The organism is Microbacterium sp. cx-59 (assembly GCF_020805625.1).
GTDB lineage: Bacteria > Actinomycetota > Actinomycetes > Actinomycetales > Microbacteriaceae > Microbacterium.
Genome location: NZ_JAJHGO010000008.1, coordinates 141,799 through 168,227 on the forward strand (window position 1 = coordinate 141,799; position 26,429 = coordinate 168,227).

The window sequence follows — 26,429 nt, forward strand, 5'->3', positions numbered from 1 at the left end:
GGCATACCGGGAAGTGCGATGAAAGATCTGGATTTGGCCCGCGCGGCACAGCGCGTATCGGTGCCGGTCGTTGCGGTGATCGTGGCCTTGATCATCGGTGCGGCGCTGATCGCCGTGTCCGGTGCCTCCCCCGTCGAGGCGATCGGCGCGATCGGGCAGGCGGCCTTCACCTGCGCGCCGCAGTTCTGCAACTTCGCGACCGTGCTGACCACGGCGGCGCCGCTGATCATGACCGCCCTCGGCGCCGTGATGGTGCTTCGCGCGGGGCTGTTCAGCATCGGCCAGGAGGGCCAGTACGCGATGGGCGGCCTCGTCGCCGTCGCGATCGGCTACATGGTTCCGCTGCCCGGCGTCATCCACCCCATCGTGGCGCTGCTCGGCGGCGCGATCGCCGGCGCTCTCGTGGGCATCGTTCCGGCACTGTTCCGGGTCTACCTCGGCGCGAACGAGCTGATCGTCAGCATCATCGTCAACTCGATGATCGCGCTGCTGCTGTCGTTCCTCGTGAACTACCCGATGCGCGAGGCCGGAGCGAGCACCTCGTTCACCCCGCAGATCGATGAGACCGCACGACTCGCGATCTTCGACCCGGCCACGAAGCTGGGCATGAACATCGTCATCGCGCTCGTCTTCGTCGTGCTCACCTACATCTACATGAGCCGCACGACCTGGGGCTATGAACAGCGGATGGCGGGCGAGGCGCCCGTGTTCGCGAGGTACTCCGGGATGCGAACGCGCACGGCCGTGATCCGCGCCGCAGCGCTGGGCGGCGCGCTCGCCGGCATCGGCGGCGGCATCCAGGTGCTCGGCATGAACTACCGCGTCATCGACGGGTTCATGGACGGCACCGGCTTCAACGGCCTCACCGCGGCGATCCTCGGCGGAACGACCGTCATCGGGTCCGGCATCGCGGCGATCGTCTTCGCCTCGATCTCGATCGGCGCGATCAACGGCCTGCAGATCCTGATGGGCATCCCGCGCGAGATCGGTTCGGTGATCCTCGCCTTCATGATCGTGCTCGTCGCCGTGCAGACTCCGCTCGCGCACCGGCTCGAGCTATGGCTGAGCAAACGACGCGGCGCGAAGGAGATCGAGCGACGGGCGGCGGAGAAACCACCGATCGACGAGCCGGATGACGGTGCAGAGACACCGCCGGTGTCCGCATCCACCGCCCCCGAATCGATCTCGGATGGAGCTCGCTGATGGACTTCCTCTCCTCCTTCCTCACGCCCGAGATGTTCTCGAACGGCGTGCGCCTCACGACGCCGATCCTCTTCGGGGCGATCGCGTCCGCTCTCAGCTCGCGCGCGGGCGTGCTGAACCTCGCGATCGAGGCGAAGATGCTCGTCGGCGCCTTCGTCGGCCTGATCGCGCTATCGATGTCGGGATCGTCGATCGTCGCGGTGATCGCCGCAGCCTTCGCCGGCGGCCTTACCGGCGCCATGATGGCGGGCGCCCACCGCATCGGCGTAGACCTCATCATCTTCGCGATCGGGCTGAACATGCTCTTCCTCGAGCTGTCGGTGTTCCTCATGCGCGTGCTCTTCGGCGGCACCGGCGTGTGGAAGCCCGACGTGTCCACGCTGCCGAACATCCAGATCCCGATCCTCTCCGACATCCCGGTCATCAGCACGATGTTCAGCGGCTACAACGGGCTGGTCTACCTCGCGTTCCTGCTCGCGATCGTCTACGGACTGCTCTTCAAGTTCCGCTCGGGCCGGCACCTGCTCGCCGTCGGCGAGTCGCCCGCGGCCGCCCTGAGCGCGGGCGTCTCGGTGACGAAGGTGCAGACCTGGAGCCTCGTCGGCGCGGGCGCGATCGCGGCGCTCGGCGGCGCGTTCCTGACGGTCGGCGAGCTCGGCCTGTTCGCCCGCGACATGACCGAAGGGGCGGGCTGGATCGCGATCACGGCCGCTCTGCTCGCCATGAATCGACCGATCTTCATCGTTCCTGCGGCTCTCCTCTTCGGATTCTCGGATGCGGTCGCCATCCGCCTGCAGAGCACGACCGACCTGCCCAACGCCGTGGTCCAAGGCATCCCGATGATCGCCACGCTCGCGGTGCTCGGCATCGTCGGCTACCGCGGGGTGCGTCGCGCGCAGACCTACCGTGCCTCGCGCACCATCCGAAAGCTCCGCGTCAAGACGGCGTGAGCGCCCCGATCCTGTTCCATCCCCGCACGAGTCCATCCCGCACCACACCACCCGAGGAGTTCGGAATGAAGCACAGCAGAAAAATCGTCACGATCGCGGCAGGCGCCGCGGCGCTCGCCCTCACCCTGACCGCGTGCAGCGGATCGTCCTCCGGCGGAGCCACGACCGACAGCGGATCGGGCGACTACCTCGCCACCCTCGTCGGCGGCGTCGCGGGAGACCTCTCGTACACCGACTCGGCGATCTCCGGCCTGCAGCTGGCGGCCGACGAGCTCGGCGTGAAGACGAACCACATCGAAGCCCCGGATCCCGCACAGGGCGAGACGCTGCTGCGCTCGGCGATCCAGACCTCCCCCGACCTGCTGCTGAGCATCACGCTGCCGCTCGACACGGTCATCTCCATCGCCGAGCAGTACCCCGACCAGCTGATCGGCATGCCCGACCAGTCGAACGAGGACAAGGACATCCCCGACAACCTCGAGCTCTACGCCATCAACACCCACGAGGGCAGCTTCCTCGCGGGTCTCGTTGCCGGCACGATGTCGACCTCGAAGAAGGTCGGTCAGGTCGTCGGCGGCGACTCGCCCGCGCTGAACCAGTTCGCTTACGCCTACGAGCAGGGCGTCAAGGCCGCGTGCGACGACTGCACCGTACAGACGAGCTACCTCAACTTCGTGTTCGACGACCCGGCGCTCGGCAAGGCGACCGCGCTCGACATGATCAGCGACGGCGTCGACGTCATCTACCAGGTCGCGGGCGGCACCGGCACCGGCGTCATCGAGGCCGCGGAAGAGCAGGGCGTCTACGCGATCGGCGTCGACAGCAACCAGGATGACGTCGCCCCCGGCACCGTCATCACGTCGATGATGAAGCACGTCGATGCGAGCGTGCTCGAGATGATCAAGGCCGCGCAGGCGGGCGAGTTCACCTCCGGCGTCAAGCTCGTGGGCCTCTCCGAGGGCGCGACCGGACTGTCGTGGGACGAGGGTTCCACCACCTTCGCCGACGCGCACCCCGAGCTGGCCGACCAGATCGCCGCGGCCGAAGCGATCGTCGCGGAGTACCGTGCGACGATCCTCGACGGTTCGTACGAGGTCTGCGACGCACTGAACGCGCCCGACTCCGAGGCGTGCGCCTCGATCAGCTGATCGCACACCGGGGTGGTCGGCGCCGCGCGTCGATCACCCCGGTGACCATGTCGAACCGAGGGAGAGAGTGCAGACATGAGTGAGTTCCTGAGACTCGAAGGATTGCGGAAGTACTTCGCATCGTCGGGGGTGCTGGCCGTCGCCGACGTCTCGCTGTCCGTCAACGCGGGCGAGGTCGTCGCGCTCGTCGGTGAGAACGGTACGGGCAAGACAACGCTCATGAACCTGCTCTTCGGAGCCTTCCCTCTGGATGCGGGCCGCATCCTCATCGACGGCGAGGAGGTGCAGATCCGCGGCGCGCAGGATGCGATCTCGCGCGGAATCGGCATGGTGCAGCAGCACTTCGCCCTCGTGCCGAGCTTCACCGTCGCCCAGAACGTGCTCCTCGGCCGGGAGCTCACGAAAGGCGGCCGCGTCGATGACAAGGCCGCCGAAGAGTCGGTGCGCGAACTCGGGCGGCGTCTCGGCTTCCCGATCGAACCGACCGACGTGGTCGCGACACTTCCGATCGGTCTGCAGCAGCGCGTCGAGATCCTGAAGGCTCTCGCGGGCGACACTCGTCTGCTGATCCTGGACGAACCGACCGCGGTACTCACTCCGGCAGAGGCGCAGGAGCTCATTGTCGCCGTCCGCCACCTCGCCCGCTCCGGCACCGCGGTCGTCTTCATCAGCCACAAGCTCCCCGAGGTCATGGCCGTCGCCGACCGGGTCGTCGTCATGCGCCGCGGTCACGTCGTCGGCGACATGGCCGTCGCCGATGCCACGCCCGCCAAGATCGCGCGGCTCATGGTGGGCCGCGAGGTTCTCCTGCGTGCCGAGATCGCCGAGGTGGTGGCCGGTGACGCCGTGCTGGTCGCCGACAGCCTCGTCGCCCACCAGGTGAGCGCCGGCGACTCCGGTCTCGCCGGGGTGAGTCTGGACGTACGCGAACGGGAGATCGTCGGCATCGCCGGCGTGAGCGGCAACGGACAGGGAAACCTCGTCGACGCGATCGCCGGCCTTCGGAAGGTCGATTCCGGTGCCGTCACGATCGCCGGCAAAACGGTGACAAACCGCGGGCCGAGGTTCGCGCGCGCCGCGGGCCTCGCCCACATCGCCGAGGACCGCATGCACGTCGGACTCAACCGCGAGGCGACGCTGTCGGAGAACGCCGTCTCGGTGGCCTACCGCTCGGAACGCTTCTCGCGCTTCGGGTTTCTCCGCGGCCGGGCGATCTACGAGTTCGCCCGCGAGGTCATCGAGGACTACATCGTGCGAGGCGGCGCGCCACGGCGGGTGATCGGCAGCCTCTCCGGCGGCAACCTGCAGAAGATCGTGATCGGCCGCGAGCTCGACGGGAACCCGGCACTGATCATCGCGAATCAACCGACCCGCGGCTTGGACGTCGGAAGTATCGAGTTCGTGCACCAGGCGTTGCTGGATGCGCGACGGCGCGGCGCCGGAGTGCTGCTCGTGTCGGCCGAGCTCGACGAGATCATGACGCTCGCCGACCGGATCTTCGTCATCTACGACGGGGCGATCACCGGACCGTTCGCCCGCGGCGAGCTCAGCAACGTCGAGATCGGCGCGCTCATGGCCGGCCAGAGCACGGGAGACGCCCACGACGGCGGCGACCTGCTCGACGCCACCGAGGCGGTCGCCCCGTGACGACGACCATCGTCGCCGACCACGTGGTCGTCGGGGGCACGACAGCGGACGTTCTCGAGCCCGGAGTCGTCGTCGTCGACGCCGGCGTGATCGTTTCGGTCGAGCGCGTCACCGGTGCACGTCCCCGTGGACCCGAGGTCGTCGACCTCGGCGCGAGTGTTCTCCTGCCCGGCCTCGTGAACGCGCATGCCCACGCCCCGATGATGCTGTTGCGCGGGGTCTCGGAAGGGCACTCCCTACTCACCTGGGAAGGATGGCTCGGCGCGATCCGTGCAAAGGAGCTGCATCTGACTCCCGCCATGCTCACCGCATCCGCGCTCGTCGGCTGCGCCGAGATGATCGGCTCGGGAACGACCTCGTTCGCCGACCAGTACCTGTTCGCGGAGTCATACGTCGGGGCGGTCGAATCCACCGGAGTGCGCGCCACCGTGGCCTACGGCATCGTCGACATGGGCGACGATGAGCGCCGCGACCGGTCGCTCGTCGCGGCAGAGGCGTTCGTCGCCGAACCGGGCACCGACCTGGTCGACCGTTGGATCGGCCCGCACGCCTTCTTCGTCGACAACCGGATCGACACAGTGCGCGCCGAGTTCGCGCTCGGGCGCCGATACGGCGTCGGGCTGCACGCGCACTACGCGACCTCCACCGAGGAAGACGACGTCTGCGAGCAGCAGTTCGACCGTTCCGCGCTCGGGATGCTGCGGGAACTCGGCATCGCCGACGTGCCCGTGCTCCTCGCCCACGCGAACGACGTCCGGCGGGACGACCTCGAGCTGCTCGCGGGCACGAAGGCGAGCCTCGTCATCGCCGCGAGCGTCGCCATGATCAGCGCGGCACACGCCGCGCCGGTTCGGGCTGCGCTCGACGCGGGGGTGAACGTCGTGATCGGCACCGACAACGTCTGCGGAAACAACAACGCCGACATGTTCGAAGAACTACGCACGCTCGGCAAACTCGCCGCCTTCGCCGAACAGCGCCCCAACCCGATCACACCGATCGAACTGCTCGGGATGGCCACCTGGCGCGCGCGCGATGCGATGGGCGGAGCGGCCGGAGACGGCACGATCACCCCCGGCGCGATCGCCGACCTGATCGCGCTGCCCGTCGCGGCGCTGCATCGCGGACCCGTCGGCGCTCAATCCGTGCACTCGGCGCTCGTCTACGGCGCATCCGGCTTCGACACGACCCACGTCATGACGGCGGGGCGCTGGCTCAAGCGTGACGGCGAGCTGGTGACGATCGACCTGCCTGCGGCGCTCGCCCAGCGGCAGATCGACTTCGACACCCTCATGGCCCGCGTCGTCGCGGCGGCCTGACCCACCCCGAGCATCGCGTCGGGCGAGCCCCGGCGAATACCCCCAGAAGAGGAGCAACACCATGCCCGTTCCCCACGCACAGGACCCCTGGACCCGCGTCACCTCCGTTCGCGGCTACGCCGCCGACGAGCTCATCTCCACGCTGCAGAAGTCGATCCGTCGCGGCGACGCGCGCCTGGCGATGCTCGTCGGCCGCGAGATGTACGAGACGAGCGCCGAGCTCGAGGCCGTCATGTGGTCGCGCCTGTCGGTGATCTCCGCCGAAGACGTCGGCGACGGCAGCTACCAGGAACCGGTCGTCATCAACGCCCTGTTCCAGATGCACGAGCGCATGGAACGCGCCGCCGGCGACCGCTGGCTGTTCGCGGTGCACGCGATCCGTTTCCTCGCCGACCGGGTCAAGGACCGCACTTCCGACGAGTGGGCCAACCTCGTGCTGCACCTCATCGACGCCGAGGAGCACCCGTTCGAGATCCCCGAGTACGCGCTCGACGTGCACACGCGCCGCGGCCAGGAAGCGGGGCGCGACGTGGACGGATTCTGGGCCGACGGATCGAAGCTCGAGAACGAACGTGTCGGACGGGACACCCGCATCCGGGACGAGATCATCCGCATCCGCGCGGCCGGCACCTGGCGCGGCTGAACCACACCCCGGGTGGGCTGATGCCGACGAGCGTCAGTCCCACCCGGGGATGAGCGTCTCGACGCGAATCCGCTCCAGAAGCTCTCGGGGGCCGAAGGCGGCCTCGAGGGCGTTGACGGTCGACGCCCTCAGCTGCGCGTGCGTCCAGCCGAACTCCCGCACGACAGCGCGCATCTCCCCCGTCACGCTCGTCTCGCTGAGCATGCGGTTGTCGGGGTGCAACGACACCCGGATGCCCGCCGCCGCCAGCAGCGCCACGGGATGCTGCGCGAGGCTCGCCACCACCGACCCCTCGGAGTTCGAGGTCGGGCACACCTCCAGCACGATGCCCGCGTCGCGGATGCGCGTCGCGACCGGGCCGAGCGCGAGCGACGCGGGGTCTGCACCATCCGCCCGCCACGCGGCGACCGCGGTGTGCACGTCGCGTGCCTCGCCCGCGACGGCGATGTCTTCGACCAGCCGCGCGCCGTGCCCGATCCGCTCCGCCGCGCACGTCGCGATGGCGTCCGCGATACTCGCGGCGCCGTCGGCCTCGCCCGCATGAACGGTGCGCCGGATGCCGCGCGCCGCGGCGCGCTGGAACGCGTCCGCGTGATCGCGGGCGGGGTGTCCTTCTTCGTGGCCGGCGAGATCGATGCCCACGACGCCGAGATCGGCGCCGGCTGCGGCTGCGTCGACCACCTCGTCGCCGACCGCACCGGTGCGCATGATCGACAGGATCTGACGCACCTCGACGGAGTGGCCGAGCGCGCGCACGTCGCGCATTCCGAGTTCGAGGCCGTCCCAGACCGCCGCGACGGCCTCATCCATACGGAGGCCCGCCGCGCGGTGCTTTTCCGGCGCCCACCGGGTCTCGGCATAGACGACGCCATCGGCGGCGAGCGTGTGCACGTACTCGCGGGCGACGCGGCGCAGCTGCGCGCTCGTCTGCATGACCGACGTGCTGAGCCCGAACAGATCCTCCCAATCGCGACCCGGCTCGACCGTGCCGAAGTTGCGCAGCCAGTACTGGAGCTCGCCCGGCTCCGTGCGCGGCAGGGGCACGCCCGCGTCGGTCGCGAGCTCGATCAGGGTCTCCGGCCGCAGGGAGCCGTCGAGATGGTCGTGCAGGGCGATCTTCGGGAGCGTGACCAGCGGATCGTTCGCGTCGATCCAGGTCGTCGGGTGGCTCATCTGTTCTCCGATCCCGGGGATACCGGCCCGATGTGCGAACGGCGGATCGCGTGGCCCGCGAGGTCGGCCGCGACCGCGGTGAGCGACTGACCGGCAACGGCGGGAAGGAGATGGCCCTGCACCGCGTCGAGGCCCGACCACCGGTCGATGGACGCCCCGCCGCCGAGGGCGCCGCAGAACGCGCCGACGAACGACGGCAGAGAGTCGGCCTTGCGCGAGATCGTCAGCGACAGCGGAATGCCCTGCGCGGCCGCGCCGCCCGCGAGCATCGTGATCGCCACGGCGAGCGGAAGCGTCTCCGCGGCCGTTCCCGCGTGCGAGTAGAGCCTCGGACTCAGCGCGTCGACGAGCGCGGGGATCGCATCGAACCCGCTCGTGGCCTCACGCGCGATCTCCTGCGCGGTCGCCAGCCCCGCCGCGAGCCAGCTTCCCGACGCGATCTGCCGCCGCGCGACATCCACCGCGGTCTCGAAGGCAGAACCCGTGACGGCCATCGCCACGACGACCGCCGCGAACGCCGCCGCATCCGCCCCGTCTCCTGCGTGCGTGATGCGGGCATAGCTCCGTGCCGCATCCGCCGCGGCCACCGCATCCCCCGCGTACGCGATCCCAAAGGATATTCCGGCCGGAACCGCCGCGTCATCGTCGGCCGCCGGGTTGTCGTTCCCGGTGCGCGGCGGGGTAAGACCCCAGGCCGCGTTGCGCTCAGCGCTTCTCGCGGCCACCCCGAGCCACGCATCTTCGCCCGCGTGGAACGCGAGCCACTGCGCGAACAGCTCCGTGTCGCGACCGTCCGGGTCTGCGTCCTGGACGGCGAGGAGACTCCGCGCCGCGGCCACCGCCTCTTCCGTGTCGTCGGTCGGCGAGACCCCGCGCGCGTTGTCGAGCGTCGGGGTGAACGGCAGCAGCGGCCGGCTCACCCGCTGCAGGTCGAGGTCGGCGCTGCCGGCCCACAGGCGGCCCCGCACCCACGGCGTGCGAACGCTCCGGTGCACGTCGGCGGGGGCGCCCAGCGCGTCGCCGATCGCGAGCCCGAACAGGGTGTCCCTGGCGCGCGCGTGGACCATCGCTTCATCGAGCATGCGCTGCCTCCGCGAGCCGGTCGGCCAGGTCGAACAGGTCGGCGCCGCGCGTCGCCGTGATGCACACGCCGGCGACGCGGCGGACTCGAGCGGGCCATTCCTCGGGAACCGCGGCCATGCCGTGGATCGCCCCGCAGATCGCTCCGGCCATCGCAGCGATCGTGTCGGAGTCGCGACCCATGTTCACGCCCGCGAGCACCGTGCGTCGCAGATGGCCCTCGTGGGCGGCGATCAGCCCGAAGGTGAACGCGACCGCTTCGGGCGCCGCATCCGCCCACGGGTAATGCCGGAGCGGCAAGGCCGCTGACAGAGCCTGCTCGGCGCGCTCCGCGTCCGGTGCCGCCGCTACCAGGTCGAGCGCACGCGCGATGGTCCTTGCCGTCCACGAGTCGGCGGGGATCGCCGCGACACCGGCAGCGAGCGCCGCGTCCCACGATGCGCCGCCCGCACCCGCGGCGACGGATGCGGCGACCGCCTGCGCGGCGAGCACCCCGTCACCCGAGTGGCTCACGGTGGCGTCGACCGCGGCGAGCCGCGCCGCTTCCGCCGGGTCACCGGGGCACAGCAGCCCGAGCGGGGCGATGCGCATCGCGGCGCCGTCGCTCCACCGCTCGTAGCTGCGTATCCCGCTGTCGGGCGGACGAAGACCCGCCGACAGACCCGCGAGCGCGACGATCTCCGAGAAGCCCGCACCAGAGAACCCGCCGTCCTGCACGGCGAGGGCATCGAGCCACAGGTCGGCGACATCACCGGAGGTCATCGAGCGTCCGTGCGCGAGCGCCGCCATCGCCGTCAGCACCGCGTACTCGGTGTCGTCGGTGCCCGCAGCGTCGGCCGTGAGGAACGTGTCGACGAAGCCGAAGGTCTCGGCGATCTGCTCCCGGCTCATCCCCTCGGTCGGCGCGCCCAGTGCATCGCCCGCGGCGAGCGCGAGCAGGCACGCGCGGGTGCGGTCGGCGTAGGTCATCGGGCGGGCTCCGAGATCGATCGGTCGTGACGTTGGTGCGAGCATACGACAAATCGTTTTGGGTCGACATAATGAACCATGCGAACTCGATCCGTGATCTTCGACACCGACCTCGGCACGGACGTGGACGACGCCCTCGCGCTGGCCGTGCTCTTCGGAGAACCGTCGGTCGACCTCCGCGCCGTAACCACCGTCTACGGCGACACCCTGCTGCGGGCCCGCCTCGCATCTCGCTACGCACGGCTGGCCGGTCGCGAGGTGCGGGCGTACGCCGGCACCGGCCTCACGCTCTCGGGACGAGAGGTGTGGTGGGCCGGTCACGAGGGCACGCTGCACGAGCATCTCGAAGAAGAACCCGTAGCGCCGGGCGATGCCGTCGACGTTCTGATCGAGACCGTGCTCGCGAACCCCGGCGAGATCGACGTCGTCGCGGTCGGACCCCTCACCAACATCGCCGCCGCGATCGAACGGCATGGCGACTTCGCCGGAGCGGTGCGGCACCTCTGGCTCATGGGCGGCGGATTCGCCAGCGATGAGCCGGAGCACAACTTCCGCAGCGACGTCACCGCCACGCAGCGGGTACTCGGCGCCCGCATCCCGACGACGATCGCGACGCTCGATGCCACCCGGCGGGTGCAGCTGCGCGCCGAACAGATAGACGAGATCGCCGGTAGCGGGCCGCTCGGCACCGCGCTGCAGCGCGACATCCACCAGTGGTGGGCGTTCTGGAACGAGACGTGGAACGTGCCGCACGACCCGGTGACGGTGCTCGCGCTCACCCGGCCCGAGTTGTTCACGCTGTCCGCGCCGGGGAACGTGACGGTGTCCGCATCCGGCGTCTCGACCTTCGTCCCGGATGCGGCCGGCACCACCCGGTGGATCGTCGAGCTCGAGGAGGGCGCCGTGGCCCGCGCGATCGTGGACGGCGTGGTCGCGGCGCAGGGCTGAGCGGCGCGGGGCGGGCCCGGGGCGGAGCGGCGCGAGCACGAACCCCGGCGCCTACCGCTCCGCAGGCGCGGCGGGCAGAGCGTCGACCGCGGCGACGACCGCATCCGGTGTCGGCGGGGCGAGGGCGAGAATGCCCGCGAGATAGGCGAAGAAGCGGTCGCCGTCGATGCGGGTCGGCGCGGTCGCGTTGGGGGTGCTGGACCGCCAGTCGAAGACGGTGGCGCCACGCGTCGAGTGCCCGGCGGTCTCGACCGTGACCTCGAAGGGTGCCGACTCGAGCACGATGTCTTCGTCGAGCGAGAGGGCGACCGACAGCGAGTCGGGGTGCGTCGACCCGTTGATCCCCGCGCGGATGTCGAAGTCGAACGTCGCCTGATTGGCCCGCACGAAGAAGCGGGAAAGCGGCGTGCCGAGAGCGGCGATCTCGTCGACGCGCGCCTGGTCGAACACCGCATCGCGGAGGGTCACCGGATCCCAGGTGAGGAAACGAAGGTCACCGAACCCGGCACGCGCGGTGATCTCTGCCGCTTCCGGGTCGACGTAGATGTTGAACTCCGCAGCCGGGGTGATGTTGCCGCGGCCGTTGATCGATCCGCCCATGACGGTGAGCCGGTCGATGCGCGCGGCGAACCCGGAGTCCAGTCGCACCGCGAGCGCGATGTTCGTGAGAGGCCCGATCGCGACGATCCGCAGCCGGCCCTCGTACTCGCGGGAGAGCCGAATGAGCGCCTGCGCCGCGTGCTCGGGCGACGTGGCCTGGCCGTCCGCGGGGCGACGGATGCCGCCGACACCATCGCCGTGCACGTCGACCGCGTCGACCCAGTCGCGAAGGAGCGGGCGGTCAGCGCCCAGATGCACGGGCACCTCTCCGGCACGCCCCGCGAGGGCGATCGTCAGGAGCGCGTTGTGCACCTGCTGGGCGAACCCGACGTTGCCGGCGACCATGGTCACGGCCTTCAGATCGGCGCGCGGATCGAGCAGGGCGACCAGCAGAGCGAAGCAGTCGTCGGCGGCGGTGTCGGTGTCGACAACGAGAGGAATCATCGGGCGAGACTATCCGAGCGCGCCGTGGGGCGAAGGCGTTCGGCGCACCGTGGAGCGGCCCCGTGCGGCAGATTTTACGCGCACGTAACCGGAGAGGCTGGCGCGGATGTTGCAAATGCATTTGCATGGCATACATGTCACGCGTTCTGCTCGTCGGAGAGTCCTGGTTCGTGCACTCGATCCATCAGAAGGGCTTCGACACGTTCACGTCGTCCGAGTACGAAGAAGGCGGCGCGGAGTTCGTCGCGGCGCTCGAAGAGCGGGGCCACGACGTCACCCGCATCCCCTCGCACCGGATCGAGTTCGACCTGCCGGCGAGCGCCGCAGAGCTGGCCGGCCTCGCCGATGTCATCGTCATCTCCGACGTCGGGGCGAACACGTTCCAGTTGCCGCCCGCCGTCTTCTCGCACTCCCGTCCCGTCGACGACGCCATCGGCGCGCTCACGGAGTTCACCGCCGCGGGCGGCGGCCTCGTGATGATCGGCGGCTACCTGAGCTTCTCCGGGATCGACGCGAAGGCACGATGGGGACGAACCGCGCTGGCCGACGTGCTGCCGGTTCGAATCCTCGACCGCGACGACCGGATCGAGCTTCCCTCGGGCGTCGACCCGCTCGTCTCGCAGCCGCATCCGATCGTCGATCCGCTCGACCCGCGCTGGCCGCTGCTCCTCGGGCTGAACGAACTCATCGCGAAGCCGGATGCAGACGTGCTCGCGACCGCGGGGGAGCATCCGCTCCTCGTCGTCGGCACCCATGGGGCGGGGCGCACCGCGGCGTTCAGCTCCGACCTGGCCCCGCACTGGGCCACGCCCGCGTTTCTCGCCTGGCCCGGCTACGGCGAGTTGTTCGACCGGCTCGTCCGGTGGCTCTCACAGGAGGAACTCGCATGAGCACTGCACACATCGCCGCCCTGCCCGGGCAGATCGCCCCGAAAGTGATCATGCCCGGCGACCCCTATCGTGCGCGGCGCATCGCCGAAACGCGCCTCGACGACCCGACGCTCGTCACCGATGTTCGCGGCATTCTCGGGTACACGGGTACCTACCGCGGCGAGCCGCTCACGGTGATGGCGTCGGGCATGGGATCGCCGTCGATGACGATCTACGCGACCGAGCTCGCCCGGTTCTACGGCGTGCGCGACATCGTGCGCGTCGGCACGGCCGGCGGCATCCATCCCTCGGTCGAGGTGCGCGACATCGTCATCGCCACGGCCGCGCACACCGACTCGGCGATGAGCGCCTCCCGAATCCCGGGAATCGTGTTCAGCCACGTGCCCGACTTCACGCTCGCGAGCGCCGCGGTCGGCGCATCGGAGAGCGTCGAGGCGACCGTCCACACGGGGGCCGTGTTCACCTCCGATCACTTCTACGCCACCCCGGAAGGGATGTTCGACCGCCTGGCCGCCCACGGCGCTCTCGCGGTCGAGATGGAGGCCGCGGGACTCTACGCGGTCGGCGCCGCCGAGCACGTGCGAACCCTGACCGTACTGACGGTCACCGACGTGCCGGCGACCGGGGTCTCGCTCTCGTCGCACGAACGCGAGACGTCGTTCGATGCCGCGCTCGAGCTGGCGTTGGCGGCCCTGCGCTGATTCTCGCGGCGGGCGGGGCATCGCCGGGTGTCGCGGCCGGCAGGCACGCCACCCGGTGTCGCGGCGCGGGGCATCGCCGTAGACGCACCGGTGTCGCGACGCTACGGTGAAGCCACTGCCGCCGCTCCCTCTTCCGGCGGTGAGGAGCGCTGTGCGATCCAGACACCCGGTCACTCTCGCCCTCGGCGCCGCGGCCGCCATCCTGGTCGTGCTGATTGCCGCTGACGCCATCCGCCGAGTGACCGAGGGCGAAGCCGAGAAGGCGACGGATGCAGCGTTCTACGCGCCGCCCTCGCCCATGCCGACGGCGGCCCCCGGCACGGTGATCCGCAGCGAGCCCATCGCGAGCGCACCCGCGGGGACCACCGCGTGGCGGCTGCTGTACCACTCGCAGGATCTCGCGGGAGCGGACATCCCCGTCTCCGGCGTGCTGATCGTGCCCGACGGCGCGGCTCCCCCAGGCGGCCGGACGATCGTGTCGTGGGCGCATCCCACGACGGGAGCGGCACCGCCGTGCGCTCCCTCGCTCGCCGTCGACCCGTTCCAGCTGATCGAGGGCCTGCACGAACTCCTCGCCGCCGGCTACGCGATCGTGGCGACCGACTACCCGGGGCTCGGTGTCGCGATCGACTCGTCGTACCTCCTCGGCGTTCCTGCTGCCCATCGCGTCCTCGACGCCGCGCGGGCCGCTCGCTCCATCGACGAGGCGCACATCGGAGACCGGCTGCTGCTGTGGGGACATTCGCAGGGCGGCCAGGCAGCCCTCTTCGCGGCCGAGCGTGCGGCCGCGTACGCCCCCGAACTGACGCTCGAGGGTGTCGCCGTGGCTGCGCCGGCGGCCGACCTCGCCGCTCTCATGACCGATGACATCGTCAACCTGTCGGGAACCACGATCGCGTCTTTCGCCATCCCCGCGTACGAAGCGGCGTACGCCGACCGCTATCCGGGGGGCGAGATCACCGCCATCCTGACACCCGCCGGCGCGAAGGCGACCCCCGAGATGGCCGCCCTCTGCCTCACGCAGGCGAAGGAGATCCACGGCATCGCCGATCCGCTCGTGGGCGCCTACGTCTCATCGGACCCGGCGACGACCGAACCGTGGCAGACCCTGCTGCACGAGAACAGTGCCGGTGGGCAACCCCTTACGGTGCCCGTCTTCGTCGGGCAGGGACTCGCTGACACGCTCGTCATCCCGTCCGCGACCGAGGGGTACGTGCGACTGCTCTGCGCGCAGCAGACCGACGTGACCTTCCACACCTTCCCCGATGTCACGCACGCTCTGGCGGCCTACGCGTCGCTGCCCGCAGTTCTCGAGTGGTTCGCGGAGGTCGAGGCCGGGCAACGCCCGAACAACTGCTGACTCTGCGGCGTGCACCATCCACCCGCATCCGGGCCTGGTGTCTGCACCCGCATCCGCGCGTGGTGTCGGTCGATCCGCCGAACGGGGATGGTCTACCCGGCCCGCCGAGACGAGGACCATCCGCCCAGACGAGGGGATCTGAAGCCGAATCACCCTCACCTGGGCTGATCACCCTCATCTCGGCAGGGCTCCCCCGCCGCCTCACACCATCCGAGGAGCGGATGCGGCCAAGCTCCGCTCCGCCCCACCGAAACGAGGACCATCTGCCGAGACGAGGGGATCTGAAACCAAATCACCCTCACCTGGGCTGAACACCCTCATCTCGGCAGGTTCCCCGCCGCCTCACACCTGCCACGCCACACCACCCGGGGGGCGGATGCGGCACAAACCCCGCGCGATGCGCCTGGCCGCTGGGCAGGTCTCACCCACCCCGCCCAGCTCCACCCTGCCGAGACAAGGATCATCCGCCGAGCCGAGGGGATTTGGAGCCGAATCATCCTCGTCTGGGCTGATCGCCCTCACCTCGGCAGGCTCTACGCCGCCTCATACCCGCCACGTCACACCATCCGGGGGGGGGATGCGGCACAACCCCCGCACCCCACGCCCGGCCCGCACCCCCGAACCCCTACCCGATCAGGTCGCGCCAGTTCGCGGGCACGCGCCCGGCGGGCCCGGGGGTCGTCTGACCGCGCGGGTGACTACGCGGCGGAGCGAGCTCGGGGCCGTCTTCCACGTAGCTCGCGGCGGAGAAGCTCCAGAACCAGTCCTCCCCCGGCTCGTAACTCTGGATCACGTCGTGTCCGGTCGCCTGCGCGTGCGCGGTGGAGTGCTTGTCGACCGAGTCGTCGCAGCATCCGATGTGCCCGCAGAAGGCGCAACGCCGGAGGTGCAGCCACCAACTGCCCGTGGCGTCGCATTCGACGCATCCCGGACCGGACGGGGGAACATCGGGGCAGATGCTGTCAGCGATGGTGGTCATTTCTTCGCCTTTCGCGTCATGACGATGCCGGCCGAGACGGTGCAGGTGAGCACGAATGCCACGAACACCACGAGCACGACGTTCTCGGGGATCACGGTGAGCGCAGCCCCGACCACAAGCACCGGGAGCGCCAGCCCGCAGTAGGCGATCAGGAAGATGAAGGCGAGGGTCTCGCCGCGCCGCGCGGGGTCCGACAGTCCTGCCGCGGTCGCGATCGATGATTTGAAGAGCACGCCGACGCCGAGGCCGGCGACGATTCCGCCGAGGATGAAAACGGCGAGCTGAGGGGCGAGCGCGCCGGTCGCGACGGCGACGAGTCCGATGCCGCAGCTGAGGGTCGCCACGATGAGCTGACGGCGCAGCGCCACTCTCGCGAGCAGCACCTGCCCGGCGGCCGCCGCCCCGAACACGCCGAACGTGGTCGCGCCGGCGACGAGGTGGTCGGTCACCCCGAACGTGGAGCCGAGGATGGTCGGTGCGAGCGAGGTGAACAATCCCAGTAGGGCGAACGCGGCGAAGGCCCCGAATCCGGCGGCGACGAATGCGCCCCGCGACGCGGGCGGCACGGCGAGTCGCTGCGGCCGGTAGCGCACCGTCGCGGGTGGTGTCACCGTCTCCGGCACGGCGGTCACCGCGATCCCCGCGATGACGAGAACGATCAGGAACACCACGTGCGGGAGCACGAGCGGATCGGGCAGGAACTCGGCGAACAGTCCGCCGGCCAGCGGACCGATCGCGAGCCCGCCGAGATTCGCGGCACCGGCGACGGATGCGGCCAGGATGGTGTTCTCGTCCGGGCGCGCCGCCGCCCGCAGCTCACCGAGGTGCGCCGTGGCCGTCGCGGTGAGGACGCCCACGCTGACGCCGTTCACGAGACGCGCGACGATCAACCCCTCGGGCGTGGTCCACACCAGGAACAGGACAGCCGACAGGACGGAGATCAGCACCGCGATGAGCAGCATCCGTCTCCGCCCCGCCCAGTCGCTGATGTGCCCGACGAAGAACAGGCTGAACACGACGCCCACCGCGTAGGCCGCGAAGATGACGGTGATCATCCAGACGGGGAACCCGTCGCGCTCCTGATAAAGCGGATAGAGCGGTGTCGGCACCGTCGAGTAGGCCATGACCAGCAGGAAGGTCCCCGCGACCACCCAGAATCCGGCACCGTGCGAGATGCCCGAACGACCCACCGCCGAGGTCGCCGTCATTGATCGTCGCCGCCGAGGTCGGCGAGGCCGTCCAGGAACGGCGCCGCCGGCACGAAGTAGGTCGAGCCGGTGAGCGGGGTGGAGAAGTCGAGCAAACGATCGTGCAGGCCCGGCGGGTCGCCGATGAACATGCGCTCGAGCATCTTCTCGATGACCCACAGGTGCCGCGAGTATCCGATGAAGTGCGTGCCGAACGTGCCGCTGCCGGGACTGCCGAAGGGCATGTTGTCGCGAAGGATGTCGTGCTCCACCCCGTCGACCACGATCGTCGACAGCGTCTTGTGCGACTTCTGTCCGGAGTCGGCATCATCGAGCTCGATATTGTCGGCCTTCGTGCGGCCCATGATGGCTTCCTGCTGCTCGGTTGTGAGCGCATGCCATTTGTCGATCGGATGCGTGTACTTCTGCACGACGACGTAGCTTCCGCCCGCGTAGGCCGGGTCCTCGTCGCCCACGAGCGTGTCGTCGGGGAGGGCCGGGCCGACCGGGTTCGCCGTGCCGTCGACGAATCCGAGGAGATCGCGGATGTCGAAGTAGCGGAACCCGACGGTCTCATCGACGACGTCGACGCTGCCGGCGAGGAGGTCGAGGAGTTGGCGTTCGAGTTCGAAGCAGAGGTCGCGCCGGTCCGATCGGATATGGAACAAGAGGTCGCCCGGGGTCGAGATCGCGGTGTGATGAGCGCCGACGACGGGCGGGAACGGATGGAGCTCCGCGGGCAGCGGGCTCTCCGTCAGGGCGGGCCACACCGCGGCGCCGATGCCGACCGTGCACGCCAGAGCGGCGGTCAGATCGCGGAAGGCGACGTTCTTGACGACCTCGCCCAGCGCGCCGAGCGTCTGACGAACCGTATCGATCGCTTCGGCGCCCTCACGAACCGTGAGCACGAGGAAGACCGCCGAGCCGGTGAGCGGCGCATCCACGCTCTGCGGCTCGATGGGCACGCGTGCACCGGATGCGGAAGTCATGACGCCCCCGGAGCGAGCGCCGCAGCGATTCGGGCGGGGCCGCTCCTCCCGAGAAGCGTCGGGCAGAGCGAACGCGAGCGCAACGTCATGGTGTCCTCCGATGTCTGGGAGCGTTCACAAATCTAGAGCGGCGGCCGGTCGGTGGGGTTCGACGGGTGTCGAGGATGGTGCGGGCGGGGCATGACGACGAGGTGATCGACGGTCGGCACACCCACGCTCAGCGCCCGTGCGCGGTCCAGCAAATCGCCGTCGTATTCGGTGGTGCGCGCCTCGTGCTGACTCAGGTGCTCGCGCCAGCTTCCCACCGTGAACGCCTCGACCAGTCGGTCGTCGCGCGCGGGGTCGCGGTAGAGCCGCCAGGCGCGTGCGCCGGTACGCAGGCGGGCCTGCTCGACCCACGCCATCGTCCGCACGAACTCCGCGCGGTCCGTCGGCGCCACCGTGTAATGCACGAGCACCAGGACGGCGTCATCCTCGTCGCTGAGGTGCTCGATCGTCTCGCCGGGGATAGGGACGATCTCCCGACCGATGCCCTGCGTCTCGGGGAGCCGCCAGATCACCTGCGATACGGCGAGGAGCACGGTCAGGCCGCCGGCGACGACCATCACGGCCTCGCTCCCCCAGCGATCCGCGAGCACGCCCAACACGACGGCACTCACGGCGGTCGGTCCGTAGAAGGCGAGCTGGTAGATGGAGAGACCGCGAGTGCGCACCCACACCGGGAGGAATGCCTGGATCGTGCCGTTGACGGTCGCGACAACCGCGATCCAGGCAGCACCCGTCACGAGCAGAACGGGAATCGTGACCCAGAGCGTCGGCCAGACGACGACGAGGATGAGCCCCGCGCCGTATGCCGCACTCCCCCACATCACCGTTCCGTTGACGCCGAGCCGCGCGCGCGCCTTCCCGAGAACCGTCGCACCGAGCAGCGAACCGACGCCGAGCGCGCCCAGCAGCAGACCGTAGCCGGCGGCCGACAGCCCCAGGGTGCCGGCAGCGACGACGGGCAGCAGTGCCCAGAGCGCGTTCGCGGGGAGCAGGAACAAGCAGAACCGCACCAGGATCTTCCGGACGATCGCGGAATGACGAACGTAACGGAGTCCCGCGCGGCTCGCATCGAGGAACGGTTCGGCTCGCACCGGCGGCGGGCGGTAGCCGCGCCAGGCGACCAGCACGATCAGAAAGAACACGAACGACAGGGCGTTGAGTGCGAACACGGCCGCCAATCCGACCTGGGCAGCGACGAGACCGGCGAGTGCGGGACCCACGGCTCTAGCCAGGTTGATCCCGGTCGACGAGAGTGCCGCCGCATCCGCGATCATCGGCTTCGGCACGATGTCGGGAACGATCGCCTCGTACGCCGGCAGTTGGATGGCCGACACCACCCCGAGCGCCAGTGTGGCGGCGAGCAGCGACCCGGGGGTGAGCGCGTCTTGCCAGGTGAGCCCGACCAGCACCGCGACCACTCCCACCTGCACGAGCTGCGTCGCGATCAGCACCCGGCGCCGGTTCAACAGCTCACCGAGAACGCCCGCGGGGATCGCCAGCAGAATGACCGGGGCAGCTGCCGCCGTCTGGACCAGCGCGACCAGGGCCGGCGAGCTGTCACCCTCGATGAGGAACCACTGCGCACCGACGGACTGCATCCACCCGCCGATGTTGCTGACGAGAGATGCGAGCCACAGGATGCGGAAGATGCGCACCGTGAACGGCGCGAACGCGGTCGCCCGCGAACGCGTCACGCTCGAATCCTGCGCGGCCGGATCGTGCGTGGCCGGTACGGGGACGGTCATCGGCATCGCCTCCGCGCGCAACGTTAGTGCGGCAGCGGCGACCGCGCGACGGACGAACGTCGAGACGGCCGCACGGTGACCTCCCCGCGCCGGTTGTCTCGACTCGTGTCGGACACCGATCTCGCCGGGCGCACTTAGTGTTCCCGGCACACCTCGACACGGACGCGTGCCGCACGGTCGCCCTCGAAAGGACCCGCGATGACCGATTCGCTCCCCCCGACCCCCGACGACCTCGTCGGAACCGCGGACGAACGCCGCGCGCAGCTCGCGGCGCTCACCGTCCCTCTGCCGGCAGATTGGTTGCACCGGCAGCTCATCGCCGCGCTCAACGCGTGGGCCGGCGACGAGACGACGCTCGACATCGGCATCGAGGCCCGCACCGACTACTGATCCGTGATGCGAGGATGAGGCGTGCCTCACGTCGCCGCGCTCTTCCGCTACCCGATCAAGGGCTTCACGCCCGAGCCCCGTGACGAGCTCGTCGTGCAGGCCGACGGCCGGATCGAGGGCGACCGGGTGCTGGCGTTCCGATTCGCGGATGCGGCCGAGCCACAGGAGCGCGACGGCGACGATTACTGGCCGAAGAGCCACGGGCTCTCGCTGATGGATTTTCCGACGCTCGCGCGTCTCCGGATGGCATTCGACGACGCGACCGGCACGGTTCGCCTGTCGGATGGCGGGCGCACCCTGATCGAGGCTGGCCTGGATGATGCGGGCCGCCGCGCTCTCGAAGAGGTGGCGGCCACGTTCCTCGCGGGCACGAGCGATTCGCGGCGGCTCGAAGGCTCCGGAAAGCTGCCGCTCCGACTCGTCGGCGATGGACGCACGTCGCGGTTCCAGGATCGGCCCCGAGGCTACGTCTCGTTGCACGGCGCCGCATCCGTCGCCGCGGTCGACGCGGCGGTCGACGCACCCGTCGATGACCGCCGCTTCCGCTCGAACATCGTCATCTCCGGAACGGAGGCCTGGGCGGAACTGCGCTGGGCCGGGCGCGTGAAGGTCGGCGATGTGGTGTTCGAGGTGCAGCGGCCGATCGGCCGGTGCGCCGCGATCATGGCGAACCCCGACTCGGGCGAACGCGACGCGCGGCTTCTGCGCGTGCTCACGAGCACGTTCGCGCAGGCGGAGCCGACTCTGGGCATTCTGCTGCTGCCCGCGGGCGGGTCGGCGGGCAGCATCCGGGTCGGCGACGAGGTCGCGATCGTCGCCTCCTGACGACACGGGCGTCCGCCCGCCCGATTTCCGGGCCAGGATGGACCCATGGGCACCCCTAAACGAGGACTCGCGGATCCCGACCGGCGCGCGGCGGCGCTCATGCTCGCCGCGACCGTGCTGGCGATCGTGTGGGCGAACTCTCCCTGGGGAGACGGCTACGAGCACCTGTGGTCCATGCCGGTCACGATCGGCATCGGCGACATGCAGCTGCACTCGACGCTGCATTCGCTGGTCAACGACGGCTTGATGACGCTCTTCTTCTTCCTGGTCGGACTCGAGGTGAAACGCGAGCTCACGATCGGGGAGCTCACCGACCGCACCCGCGCACTCGTGCCCATCACCGCGGCGATCGCCGGGCTCATCGTGCCCGCGGCGATCTTCGCGCTCATCACCGCTTCCTCCGGCAACGCCCAGGCGTGGGGTGTCGTGATCTCCACCGACACGGCGTTCCTCATCGGCGCGCTCGCCATCATCGGGCCGAAGTTCCCGGCGCGCCTTCGCACGTTCCTGCTGACCCTCGCGGTCGTCGATGACATCGGCGCGCTCCTCGCCATCGGCCTCTTCTACAGCAGCGGCATCGACCCGACACCGTTCATCGTGGCGATCCTGCTCATGGCGGCCATCGCGGCCGTCCGCTTCCTGCCGTTCGGCCGAGGCTTCTCCTACGGCGTTCTCGGCATCGCGCTCTGGGTCGCGACCCTGCTGTCGGGAATCCACCCGACCCTCGCCGGCGTGGCGATCGCCCTCCTCATCCCCGTCTTCCCGCCGCGGCGCGCCGACGTCGAGCGCACCGCCGAGCTCTCCCGCGCCTTCCGCGAATCACCCAACACGGTCTACGCCGCGGCGGTGTCACGCAGCCTTCGCGAGTCGCTGTCCATCAACGAACGGATCGACGCCGCCTGGCGCCCCTACATCTCGTTCGGCGTGCTGCCGATCTTCGCGCTCGCGAATGCCGGCGTGCACCTCGACCCGGCGACACTCGCGACCGCGATCTCGAGTCCCGTCACCTGGGGCGTCATCATCGCCCTCGTCGCGGGCAAGTTCATCGGGATCACCGGCGCGACCTGGGCTCTCCGAGCGGCCGGCAAGGGCCAACTCGCCCCGGGGCTCGGGATGCAGCGGATCGCCGGCGGCGCCGCCCTCTCGGGCATCGGTTTCACGATCGCTCTCTTCCTCGTGCCCATCGCGATCCCGGATGAGGAGACTCAGGACCTGGCGCGTGTCGGCATCCTGGTAGCCTCGGTGCTCGCGTTCGGCCTGGGCTGGGCGATCATCGCCATCGGCGACCGCATCCGCCCCCCGATGGCCGTCGGGGCCACCCTGAATCGCCCGGTCGATCCGACCCGCGACCACATCAAGGGGCCCGTGGATGCGGAGTTCACGATCGTCGAGTACGGCGACTTCGAATGCCCCTACTGCGGGCGCGCGACGGGGTCGATCGACGAGGTCTTCGCGTACTTCGGCACGCGGCTGAGGTGGGTCTGGCGGCACCTTCCGCTCGATCAGCCGCACCCGCACGCCCAGCAGGCGGCGCAGGCTTACGAAGCCGCCTCCCGCCAGGGGCGCTTCATCGACATGTCGAGGAAGCTCTTCGCGCACCAGCTTGACCTGGAGACGGACGACCTGTTCCGTTACGCGGAGGAGATCGGGCTCGACATGGACCGGTTCGCCGAGGACTTCCGCTCACCCCAGACGCTGCGCCGCATCCAGGACGACCGGCTGGACGCCGAACTGATGGATCTGCATTCGACGCCGACGTTCTTCATCGGCAGCCACCGTCACCGCGGGCCCTGGGACTCCGCGAACCTCATCCGCGCCCTGGAGGCGTCCGCCCCGTCGCCCTCCCCCGCGCCCCGCTGAGCGCGCGCGTCAGAGGGTGGAGGGGCGCAACTCGGCGCCCGCGTGCGCGATCTCGGCGAGCGCCTTCTCGCTCGAGTCGGGATGCACGCCGGCGATGAGATCCGTGAAGACGCGCACGTGCCGGCCGGCGGCGATCGCATCGAGAGCCGACGCGCGAACGCAGTAGTCCGTGGCGATGCCGACCACGTCGATGTCGAGGATGCCGTGCTCGGCGAGGATCTGGGGCGCGGTCCGCCCGTCGTCCGATGTTCCCTCGAACAGCGAGTACGCGGGCTTGCCCTGCCCCTTCTTCAGGTGGTGCGTCACCCGCGAGGTGTCGAAGACCTCGTCGTACTCCGCGCCGAAGGTGCCCCCGACGCAGTGCACGGGCCAGGTGTCGACGAAGTCGGGTTCGGCCGCGAAGTGCCCGCCGTTGTCGTTCTCGCCGTCGTGCCAGTCGCGCGAGGCCACGATGATCGCGTAGTCGGCCGCGTGATCGCTCACGTACTGCGAGATGCGCTCGGCCACGGCGTCGCCACCGGTCACCGCGAGGGCTCCGCGTTCGGTGAAATCGTTCTGGACGTCGACGATGAACAGCGCTTTGCTCATGGTTCGAGCGTACGCCGGTACTCCGCCCGGGTCACTGTCGCCCCCGACGAATCGGCGTCCGCGTCAGCGCCCTCGCTCTGCGGCCCGCCGGGACCGCGGTATCCGTCGACCTCGGGGCCCGCGCGCCACAGTTTCGAGGGCCACCAGATGGCACGACCGATGTCGTAGGCGAGCGCGGGTACGAGCAGCGAGCGCACGATGAACGTGTCGAGCAGCACACCGAACGCCACGATGAACGCGAGCTGCGCGAGGAACAGGATCGGGATGACGCCGAGCGCGGCGAACGTCGCTGCCAGCACGAGACCCGCCGACGTGATGACTCCACCCGTCGAGACCAGACCGCGCCGGATGCCGATCCGCGTGCCGTGTCGCAGCGACTCCTCGCGCACCCGCGACATCAGGAAGATGTTGTAGTCGATGCCGAGCGCCACGAGGAACACGAAGCCGTAGAGCGGCACCGCCGGGTCAGCGCCGGGGAAACCGAACACGTTGTTGAAGACGAGCGCGCTGACTCCCATCGCGGTACCGAAAGAGACCACGGTGCTGACGATGAGCAGCACCGGCGCCAGCACGGACCGCAGCAGCAGCATGAGAATGATCAGCACCACCGCGAGGATCGTCGGGATGATGACCGTGCGGTCACGGATCGACGTGTCGTTCGTGTCGAGGTCGATGGCAGTCTGCCCGCCGACCAGCGCGGTGCCGGCGCCGAGGTCCGCGTCGAGCGTCGCCCGGAGGTCCCGGATGCTGTCTTCGGCCGCCAGCGAATCTGCGGCGTCCGTCAACGTCGCAGTCAGCAACACGTCGCCGTTCGAGACGGTCGGCGTCGGGGCGGGCGTTCCCGGCGGGCCCGCGGCGGCGAGCACGAGAGCACCATCCGTCACGGTCACGGTCGCCTGGCCGCTCGGCGCATCACCGGAAGCGACCGACACACTGTCGATGCCGTCCGCATCCGTCAGCACGGTCGCCGCATCAGCGACGTCCGCCTCCTTGACCAGCACGTAGACCGGGCTCCCGGACCCGGCGGGGAAGTGGGCAGCGAGCACGTCCTGTCCGTCACGCGCCTCCGACGCCCCGAGCACCAGGTCGCTCGAGGGAACGCCGTCGGCCTTGAGCTGCGTGATCCCGGCGGTGCCGACGAGCAGCACGATCGTGCTGATGATCCACACCGGTCGGGCGTGGCGCGCGACGAAGCGCGCCACGCGCGGCCAGAGTCCGCGCACGGGCCGGTCCGCATCATCGGAGACCTCCGCGGCCGGCGCCTTCGGGATGAAGGGCCAGAATGCCGCGCGCCCGACGAGGGCGAGAAGCGCCGGCAGGAATGTCAGCGCCGAGAGCATCGCGAAGGCGATGCCGATGGCGGCGATCGGGCCGAGCGCGCGGTTGCTCGCGAGGTCCGACAGGAGCAGGCAGAGCAGACCCGCGATCACGGTGCCACCGGAGGCGAGGATCGGCTCGAAAGCGCCGCGCCACGAGCGCACGGTCGCCTCCCATCGCCGCGCACCGGCCGCGATCGCCTCCCGATATCGGGCCACGTAGAGCAGCGCGTAGTCCGTCGCGGCACCGATCACGAGGATGAACAGGATGCCCTGCACCTGTCCGTTCAGCACGAAGATCTCGGCCTTCGCGAGCCACCACACCGTCAGAAGCGCGACGCACAGCGCGAACAGCGAGGTCATCAGCACGAGCACCGGCAGAAGCGGCGACCGGTAGACGATGATCAGAATCACGAAGACCGCTCCGAGCGCCACCAGGAGCAGAAGCCCGTCGATCCCGAGGAACCCCTCAGTCAGGTCCGCGGTGAAGCCCGCGGGACCCGTCACCCACCCCTCGAGCCCGGCCGGCAGGTCGCTCCGCAGAATCTCCCGGATCGACTCCACGATCTCCCGTACTTCGCCGGAGCTGTCCACCGGCACGAAGATCTGCGCGGCGTCGCCGTCGTCGGAGGCGATCGGCGGGGACACGCCGTCGAGCACTCCGCCGAGGCTCGCGATGTCGTCGGCCACGGTCTGCAGGTCGGCGAGCTGCGTGTCATCGAGCGCCGCACCGCCCTCGATGACCACGACCGCCGGGATGCTGTCATCACCGAGGAAGTCGGTCAGCCGCTCGTTCACCTGCGTGGCCGCAGCGCTCTGCGGCAGGAACGAGGACTGGTCGTTCGTGGAGACCTCGTCGACCTTGCCGAAGTACGGGCCGCCGATCGAGCCGCCTGCGACCCAGATCAACACGAGCAGCACCGGGATGCCGAGACGCAACCAGCGCGAGGGAGCGGAATCGCTCGGAGAAGACGAAGCCATGTAGCTAGATTATCTAGCTATCTCCGTTTCCGCATCCCGAGTTTGATCACCCGGGCGATTCCCCCGCCAGCATCATCACGAGCGGCACGAGAAAAGACAGCACACCCAGCGCGAAAAAGCCGGCCGCGAGCCACCAGGCGAGTCTCGCGAGGGGCCAGTGCGCGGTGAGGCGAACGCGGTTCGATCCGCGGCGGTAGAACAGCTCGACGGTGTCGCCCGGTCCCGCGTGCGCGTCATCGTGGGGCGAGAGCACCGCCACGCCCACTCCCCCGTCATGGGTGAACCAGCGCGCGATCCGACCGTGATCGGACGGTTCCAGCACCGCGGATGCCGAGAGCCACGTACCGTCGGCGAGAGTCAGGATGAGGGCGACGAGCGCGAGCAGAACGCCCGCGGCCAGGCCGATCCACGTGAACGTCTCGAACAGGATCTCGAGAGTGCTTCCCATT

24 protein-coding genes are annotated in these 26,429 nt (G+C 69.9%); 13 read left to right on the forward strand and 11 right to left on the reverse strand.

Features of this window, described 5'->3' with window-relative positions; genetic code table 11:
* Positions 1-18: 18 nt before the first annotated feature.
* From LMI96_RS11400 to LMI96_RS11425, 6 genes are all read left to right on the forward strand, one after another.
* A complete protein-coding gene (locus tag LMI96_RS11400; protein WP_228361550.1) occupies positions 19-1,203 on the forward strand; it encodes an ABC transporter permease in 1,185 nt (394 codons plus the stop codon).
* Positions 1,203-2,153 (forward strand): ABC transporter permease, encoded by a 951-nt coding sequence (locus tag LMI96_RS11405; RefSeq protein WP_228361551.1) that lies wholly within the window; start codon positions 1,203-1,205, stop codon positions 2,151-2,153. Before LMI96_RS11400 ends, LMI96_RS11405 begins: the two co-directional genes overlap by 1 nt.
* Before the next feature lie 65 nt (positions 2,154-2,218).
* The gene (locus LMI96_RS11410; RefSeq protein ID WP_223722885.1) at positions 2,219-3,301 is read left to right on the forward strand and encodes a BMP family ABC transporter substrate-binding protein; all 1,083 of its coding nucleotides are present in this window, start codon (positions 2,219-2,221) and stop codon (positions 3,299-3,301) included.
* A 75-nt stretch (positions 3,302-3,376) separates the two neighbouring features.
* Positions 3,377-4,948, forward strand: coding sequence for an ABC transporter ATP-binding protein (locus tag LMI96_RS11415; RefSeq protein WP_223722884.1), 1,572 nt, complete (start codon positions 3,377-3,379; stop codon positions 4,946-4,948).
* Positions 4,945-6,264 (forward strand): amidohydrolase family protein, encoded by a 1,320-nt coding sequence (locus LMI96_RS11420; protein ID WP_228361552.1) that lies wholly within the window; start codon positions 4,945-4,947, stop codon positions 6,262-6,264. Before LMI96_RS11415 ends, LMI96_RS11420 begins: the two co-directional genes overlap by 4 nt.
* A gap of 61 nt (positions 6,265-6,325) precedes the next feature.
* Positions 6,326-6,907, forward strand: a complete 582-nt coding sequence (locus LMI96_RS11425; RefSeq protein WP_223722882.1) for a hypothetical protein — start codon at positions 6,326-6,328, stop codon at positions 6,905-6,907.
* Between the two features lie 33 nt (positions 6,908-6,940).
* On the opposite strand, the gene LMI96_RS11430 is transcribed toward LMI96_RS11425, so the two are convergent.
* The 3 genes from LMI96_RS11430 to LMI96_RS11440 are packed head-to-tail and all read right to left on the reverse strand — an operon-like array spanning position 6,941 to position 10,174.
* Entirely contained in the window at positions 6,941-8,080 is a 1,140-nt protein-coding gene (locus tag LMI96_RS11430; RefSeq protein ID WP_228361553.1) for an adenosine deaminase family protein, read from the reverse strand.
* Positions 8,077-9,162, reverse strand: coding sequence for an ADP-ribosylglycohydrolase family protein (locus LMI96_RS11435; protein WP_228361554.1), 1,086 nt, complete (start codon positions 9,160-9,162; stop codon positions 8,077-8,079). The genes LMI96_RS11430 and LMI96_RS11435 overlap by 4 nt, the downstream gene beginning before the upstream one ends.
* A complete protein-coding gene (locus tag LMI96_RS11440; RefSeq protein ID WP_223722879.1) occupies positions 9,152-10,174 on the reverse strand; it encodes an ADP-ribosylglycohydrolase family protein in 1,023 nt (340 codons plus the stop codon). Before LMI96_RS11440 ends, LMI96_RS11435 begins: the two co-directional genes overlap by 11 nt.
* Positions 10,175-10,207: 33 nt before the next feature.
* Here LMI96_RS11440 and LMI96_RS11445 point away from each other — a divergent pair, with 33 nt between their 5' ends.
* Positions 10,208-11,077 (forward strand): nucleoside hydrolase, encoded by an 870-nt coding sequence (locus LMI96_RS11445; protein ID WP_228361555.1) that lies wholly within the window; start codon positions 10,208-10,210, stop codon positions 11,075-11,077.
* A gap of 51 nt (positions 11,078-11,128) precedes the next feature.
* Here LMI96_RS11445 and LMI96_RS11450 read toward each other — a convergent pair whose 3' ends face one another.
* Positions 11,129-12,121 (reverse strand): nucleoside hydrolase, encoded by a 993-nt coding sequence (locus LMI96_RS11450; RefSeq protein ID WP_228361556.1) that lies wholly within the window; start codon positions 12,119-12,121, stop codon positions 11,129-11,131.
* A 134-nt stretch (positions 12,122-12,255) separates the two neighbouring features.
* Here LMI96_RS11450 and LMI96_RS11455 point away from each other — a divergent pair, with 134 nt between their 5' ends.
* From LMI96_RS11455 to LMI96_RS11465, 3 genes are all read left to right on the forward strand, one after another.
* On the forward strand, positions 12,256-13,011 hold the full coding sequence (locus tag LMI96_RS11455) for a glutamine amidotransferase (protein ID WP_228361557.1): 756 nt from the start codon (positions 12,256-12,258) through the stop codon (positions 13,009-13,011).
* A complete protein-coding gene (gene deoD / locus LMI96_RS11460; protein WP_223722875.1) occupies positions 13,008-13,712 on the forward strand; it encodes a purine-nucleoside phosphorylase in 705 nt (234 codons plus the stop codon). The genes LMI96_RS11455 and deoD overlap by 4 nt, the downstream gene beginning before the upstream one ends.
* Positions 13,713-13,863: 151 nt before the next feature.
* A complete protein-coding gene (locus LMI96_RS11465; protein WP_228361558.1) occupies positions 13,864-15,072 on the forward strand; it encodes an alpha/beta fold hydrolase in 1,209 nt (402 codons plus the stop codon).
* A 625-nt stretch (positions 15,073-15,697) separates the two neighbouring features.
* Here LMI96_RS11465 and LMI96_RS11470 read toward each other — a convergent pair.
* The 4 genes from LMI96_RS11470 to LMI96_RS11485 all read right to left on the reverse strand — a co-directional run bounded on the left by LMI96_RS11470 (position 15,698) and on the right by LMI96_RS11485 (position 20,020).
* On the reverse strand, positions 15,698-16,051 hold the full coding sequence (locus LMI96_RS11470; RefSeq protein ID WP_228361559.1) for a UBP-type zinc finger domain-containing protein: 354 nt from the start codon (positions 16,049-16,051) through the stop codon (positions 15,698-15,700).
* Positions 16,048-17,259, reverse strand: a complete 1,212-nt coding sequence (locus LMI96_RS11475) for an MFS transporter (protein ID WP_228361560.1) — start codon at positions 17,257-17,259, stop codon at positions 16,048-16,050. Before LMI96_RS11475 ends, LMI96_RS11470 begins: the two co-directional genes overlap by 4 nt.
* Entirely contained in the window at positions 17,256-18,227 is a 972-nt protein-coding gene (locus tag LMI96_RS11480; RefSeq protein WP_228361561.1) for a Dyp-type peroxidase, read from the reverse strand. The genes LMI96_RS11475 and LMI96_RS11480 overlap by 4 nt, the downstream gene beginning before the upstream one ends.
* Before the next feature lie 122 nt (positions 18,228-18,349).
* Positions 18,350-20,020 carry an MFS transporter gene (locus LMI96_RS11485; RefSeq protein WP_228361562.1) on the reverse strand — a complete coding sequence of 557 codons (1,671 nt, stop codon included), beginning with the start codon at positions 20,018-20,020 and terminating at the stop codon, positions 18,350-18,352.
* A 198-nt stretch (positions 20,021-20,218) separates the two neighbouring features.
* Here LMI96_RS11485 and LMI96_RS11490 point away from each other — a divergent pair, with 198 nt between their 5' ends.
* The 3 genes from LMI96_RS11490 to nhaA are packed head-to-tail and all read left to right on the forward strand — an operon-like array spanning position 20,219 to position 23,095.
* On the forward strand, positions 20,219-20,410 hold the full coding sequence (locus LMI96_RS11490) for a hypothetical protein (RefSeq protein ID WP_228361563.1): 192 nt from the start codon (positions 20,219-20,221) through the stop codon (positions 20,408-20,410).
* Between the two features lie 21 nt (positions 20,411-20,431).
* Positions 20,432-21,235 carry an MOSC domain-containing protein gene (locus tag LMI96_RS16350; RefSeq protein WP_228361564.1) on the forward strand — a complete coding sequence of 268 codons (804 nt, stop codon included), beginning with the start codon at positions 20,432-20,434 and terminating at the stop codon, positions 21,233-21,235.
* A gap of 45 nt (positions 21,236-21,280) precedes the next feature.
* A complete protein-coding gene (gene nhaA / locus LMI96_RS11500; RefSeq protein WP_223722867.1) occupies positions 21,281-23,095 on the forward strand; it encodes a Na+/H+ antiporter NhaA in 1,815 nt (604 codons plus the stop codon).
* A gap of 9 nt (positions 23,096-23,104) precedes the next feature.
* On the opposite strand, the gene LMI96_RS11505 is transcribed toward nhaA, so the two are convergent.
* Genes LMI96_RS11505 through LMI96_RS11515 form a run of 3 tightly spaced genes read right to left on the reverse strand, consistent with a single transcriptional unit; the run spans position 23,105 to position 26,428 of the window.
* Entirely contained in the window at positions 23,105-23,683 is a 579-nt protein-coding gene (locus tag LMI96_RS11505) for an isochorismatase family protein (protein WP_228361565.1), read from the reverse strand.
* Positions 23,680-25,980, reverse strand: a complete 2,301-nt coding sequence (locus tag LMI96_RS11510) for an efflux RND transporter permease subunit (RefSeq protein ID WP_228361566.1) — start codon at positions 25,978-25,980, stop codon at positions 23,680-23,682. The genes LMI96_RS11505 and LMI96_RS11510 overlap by 4 nt, the downstream gene beginning before the upstream one ends.
* Before the next feature lie 46 nt (positions 25,981-26,026).
* On the reverse strand, positions 26,027-26,428 hold the full coding sequence (locus LMI96_RS11515) for a hypothetical protein (RefSeq protein ID WP_228361567.1): 402 nt from the start codon (positions 26,426-26,428) through the stop codon (positions 26,027-26,029).
* Between the last annotated feature and the right edge of the window lies 1 nt (position 26,429).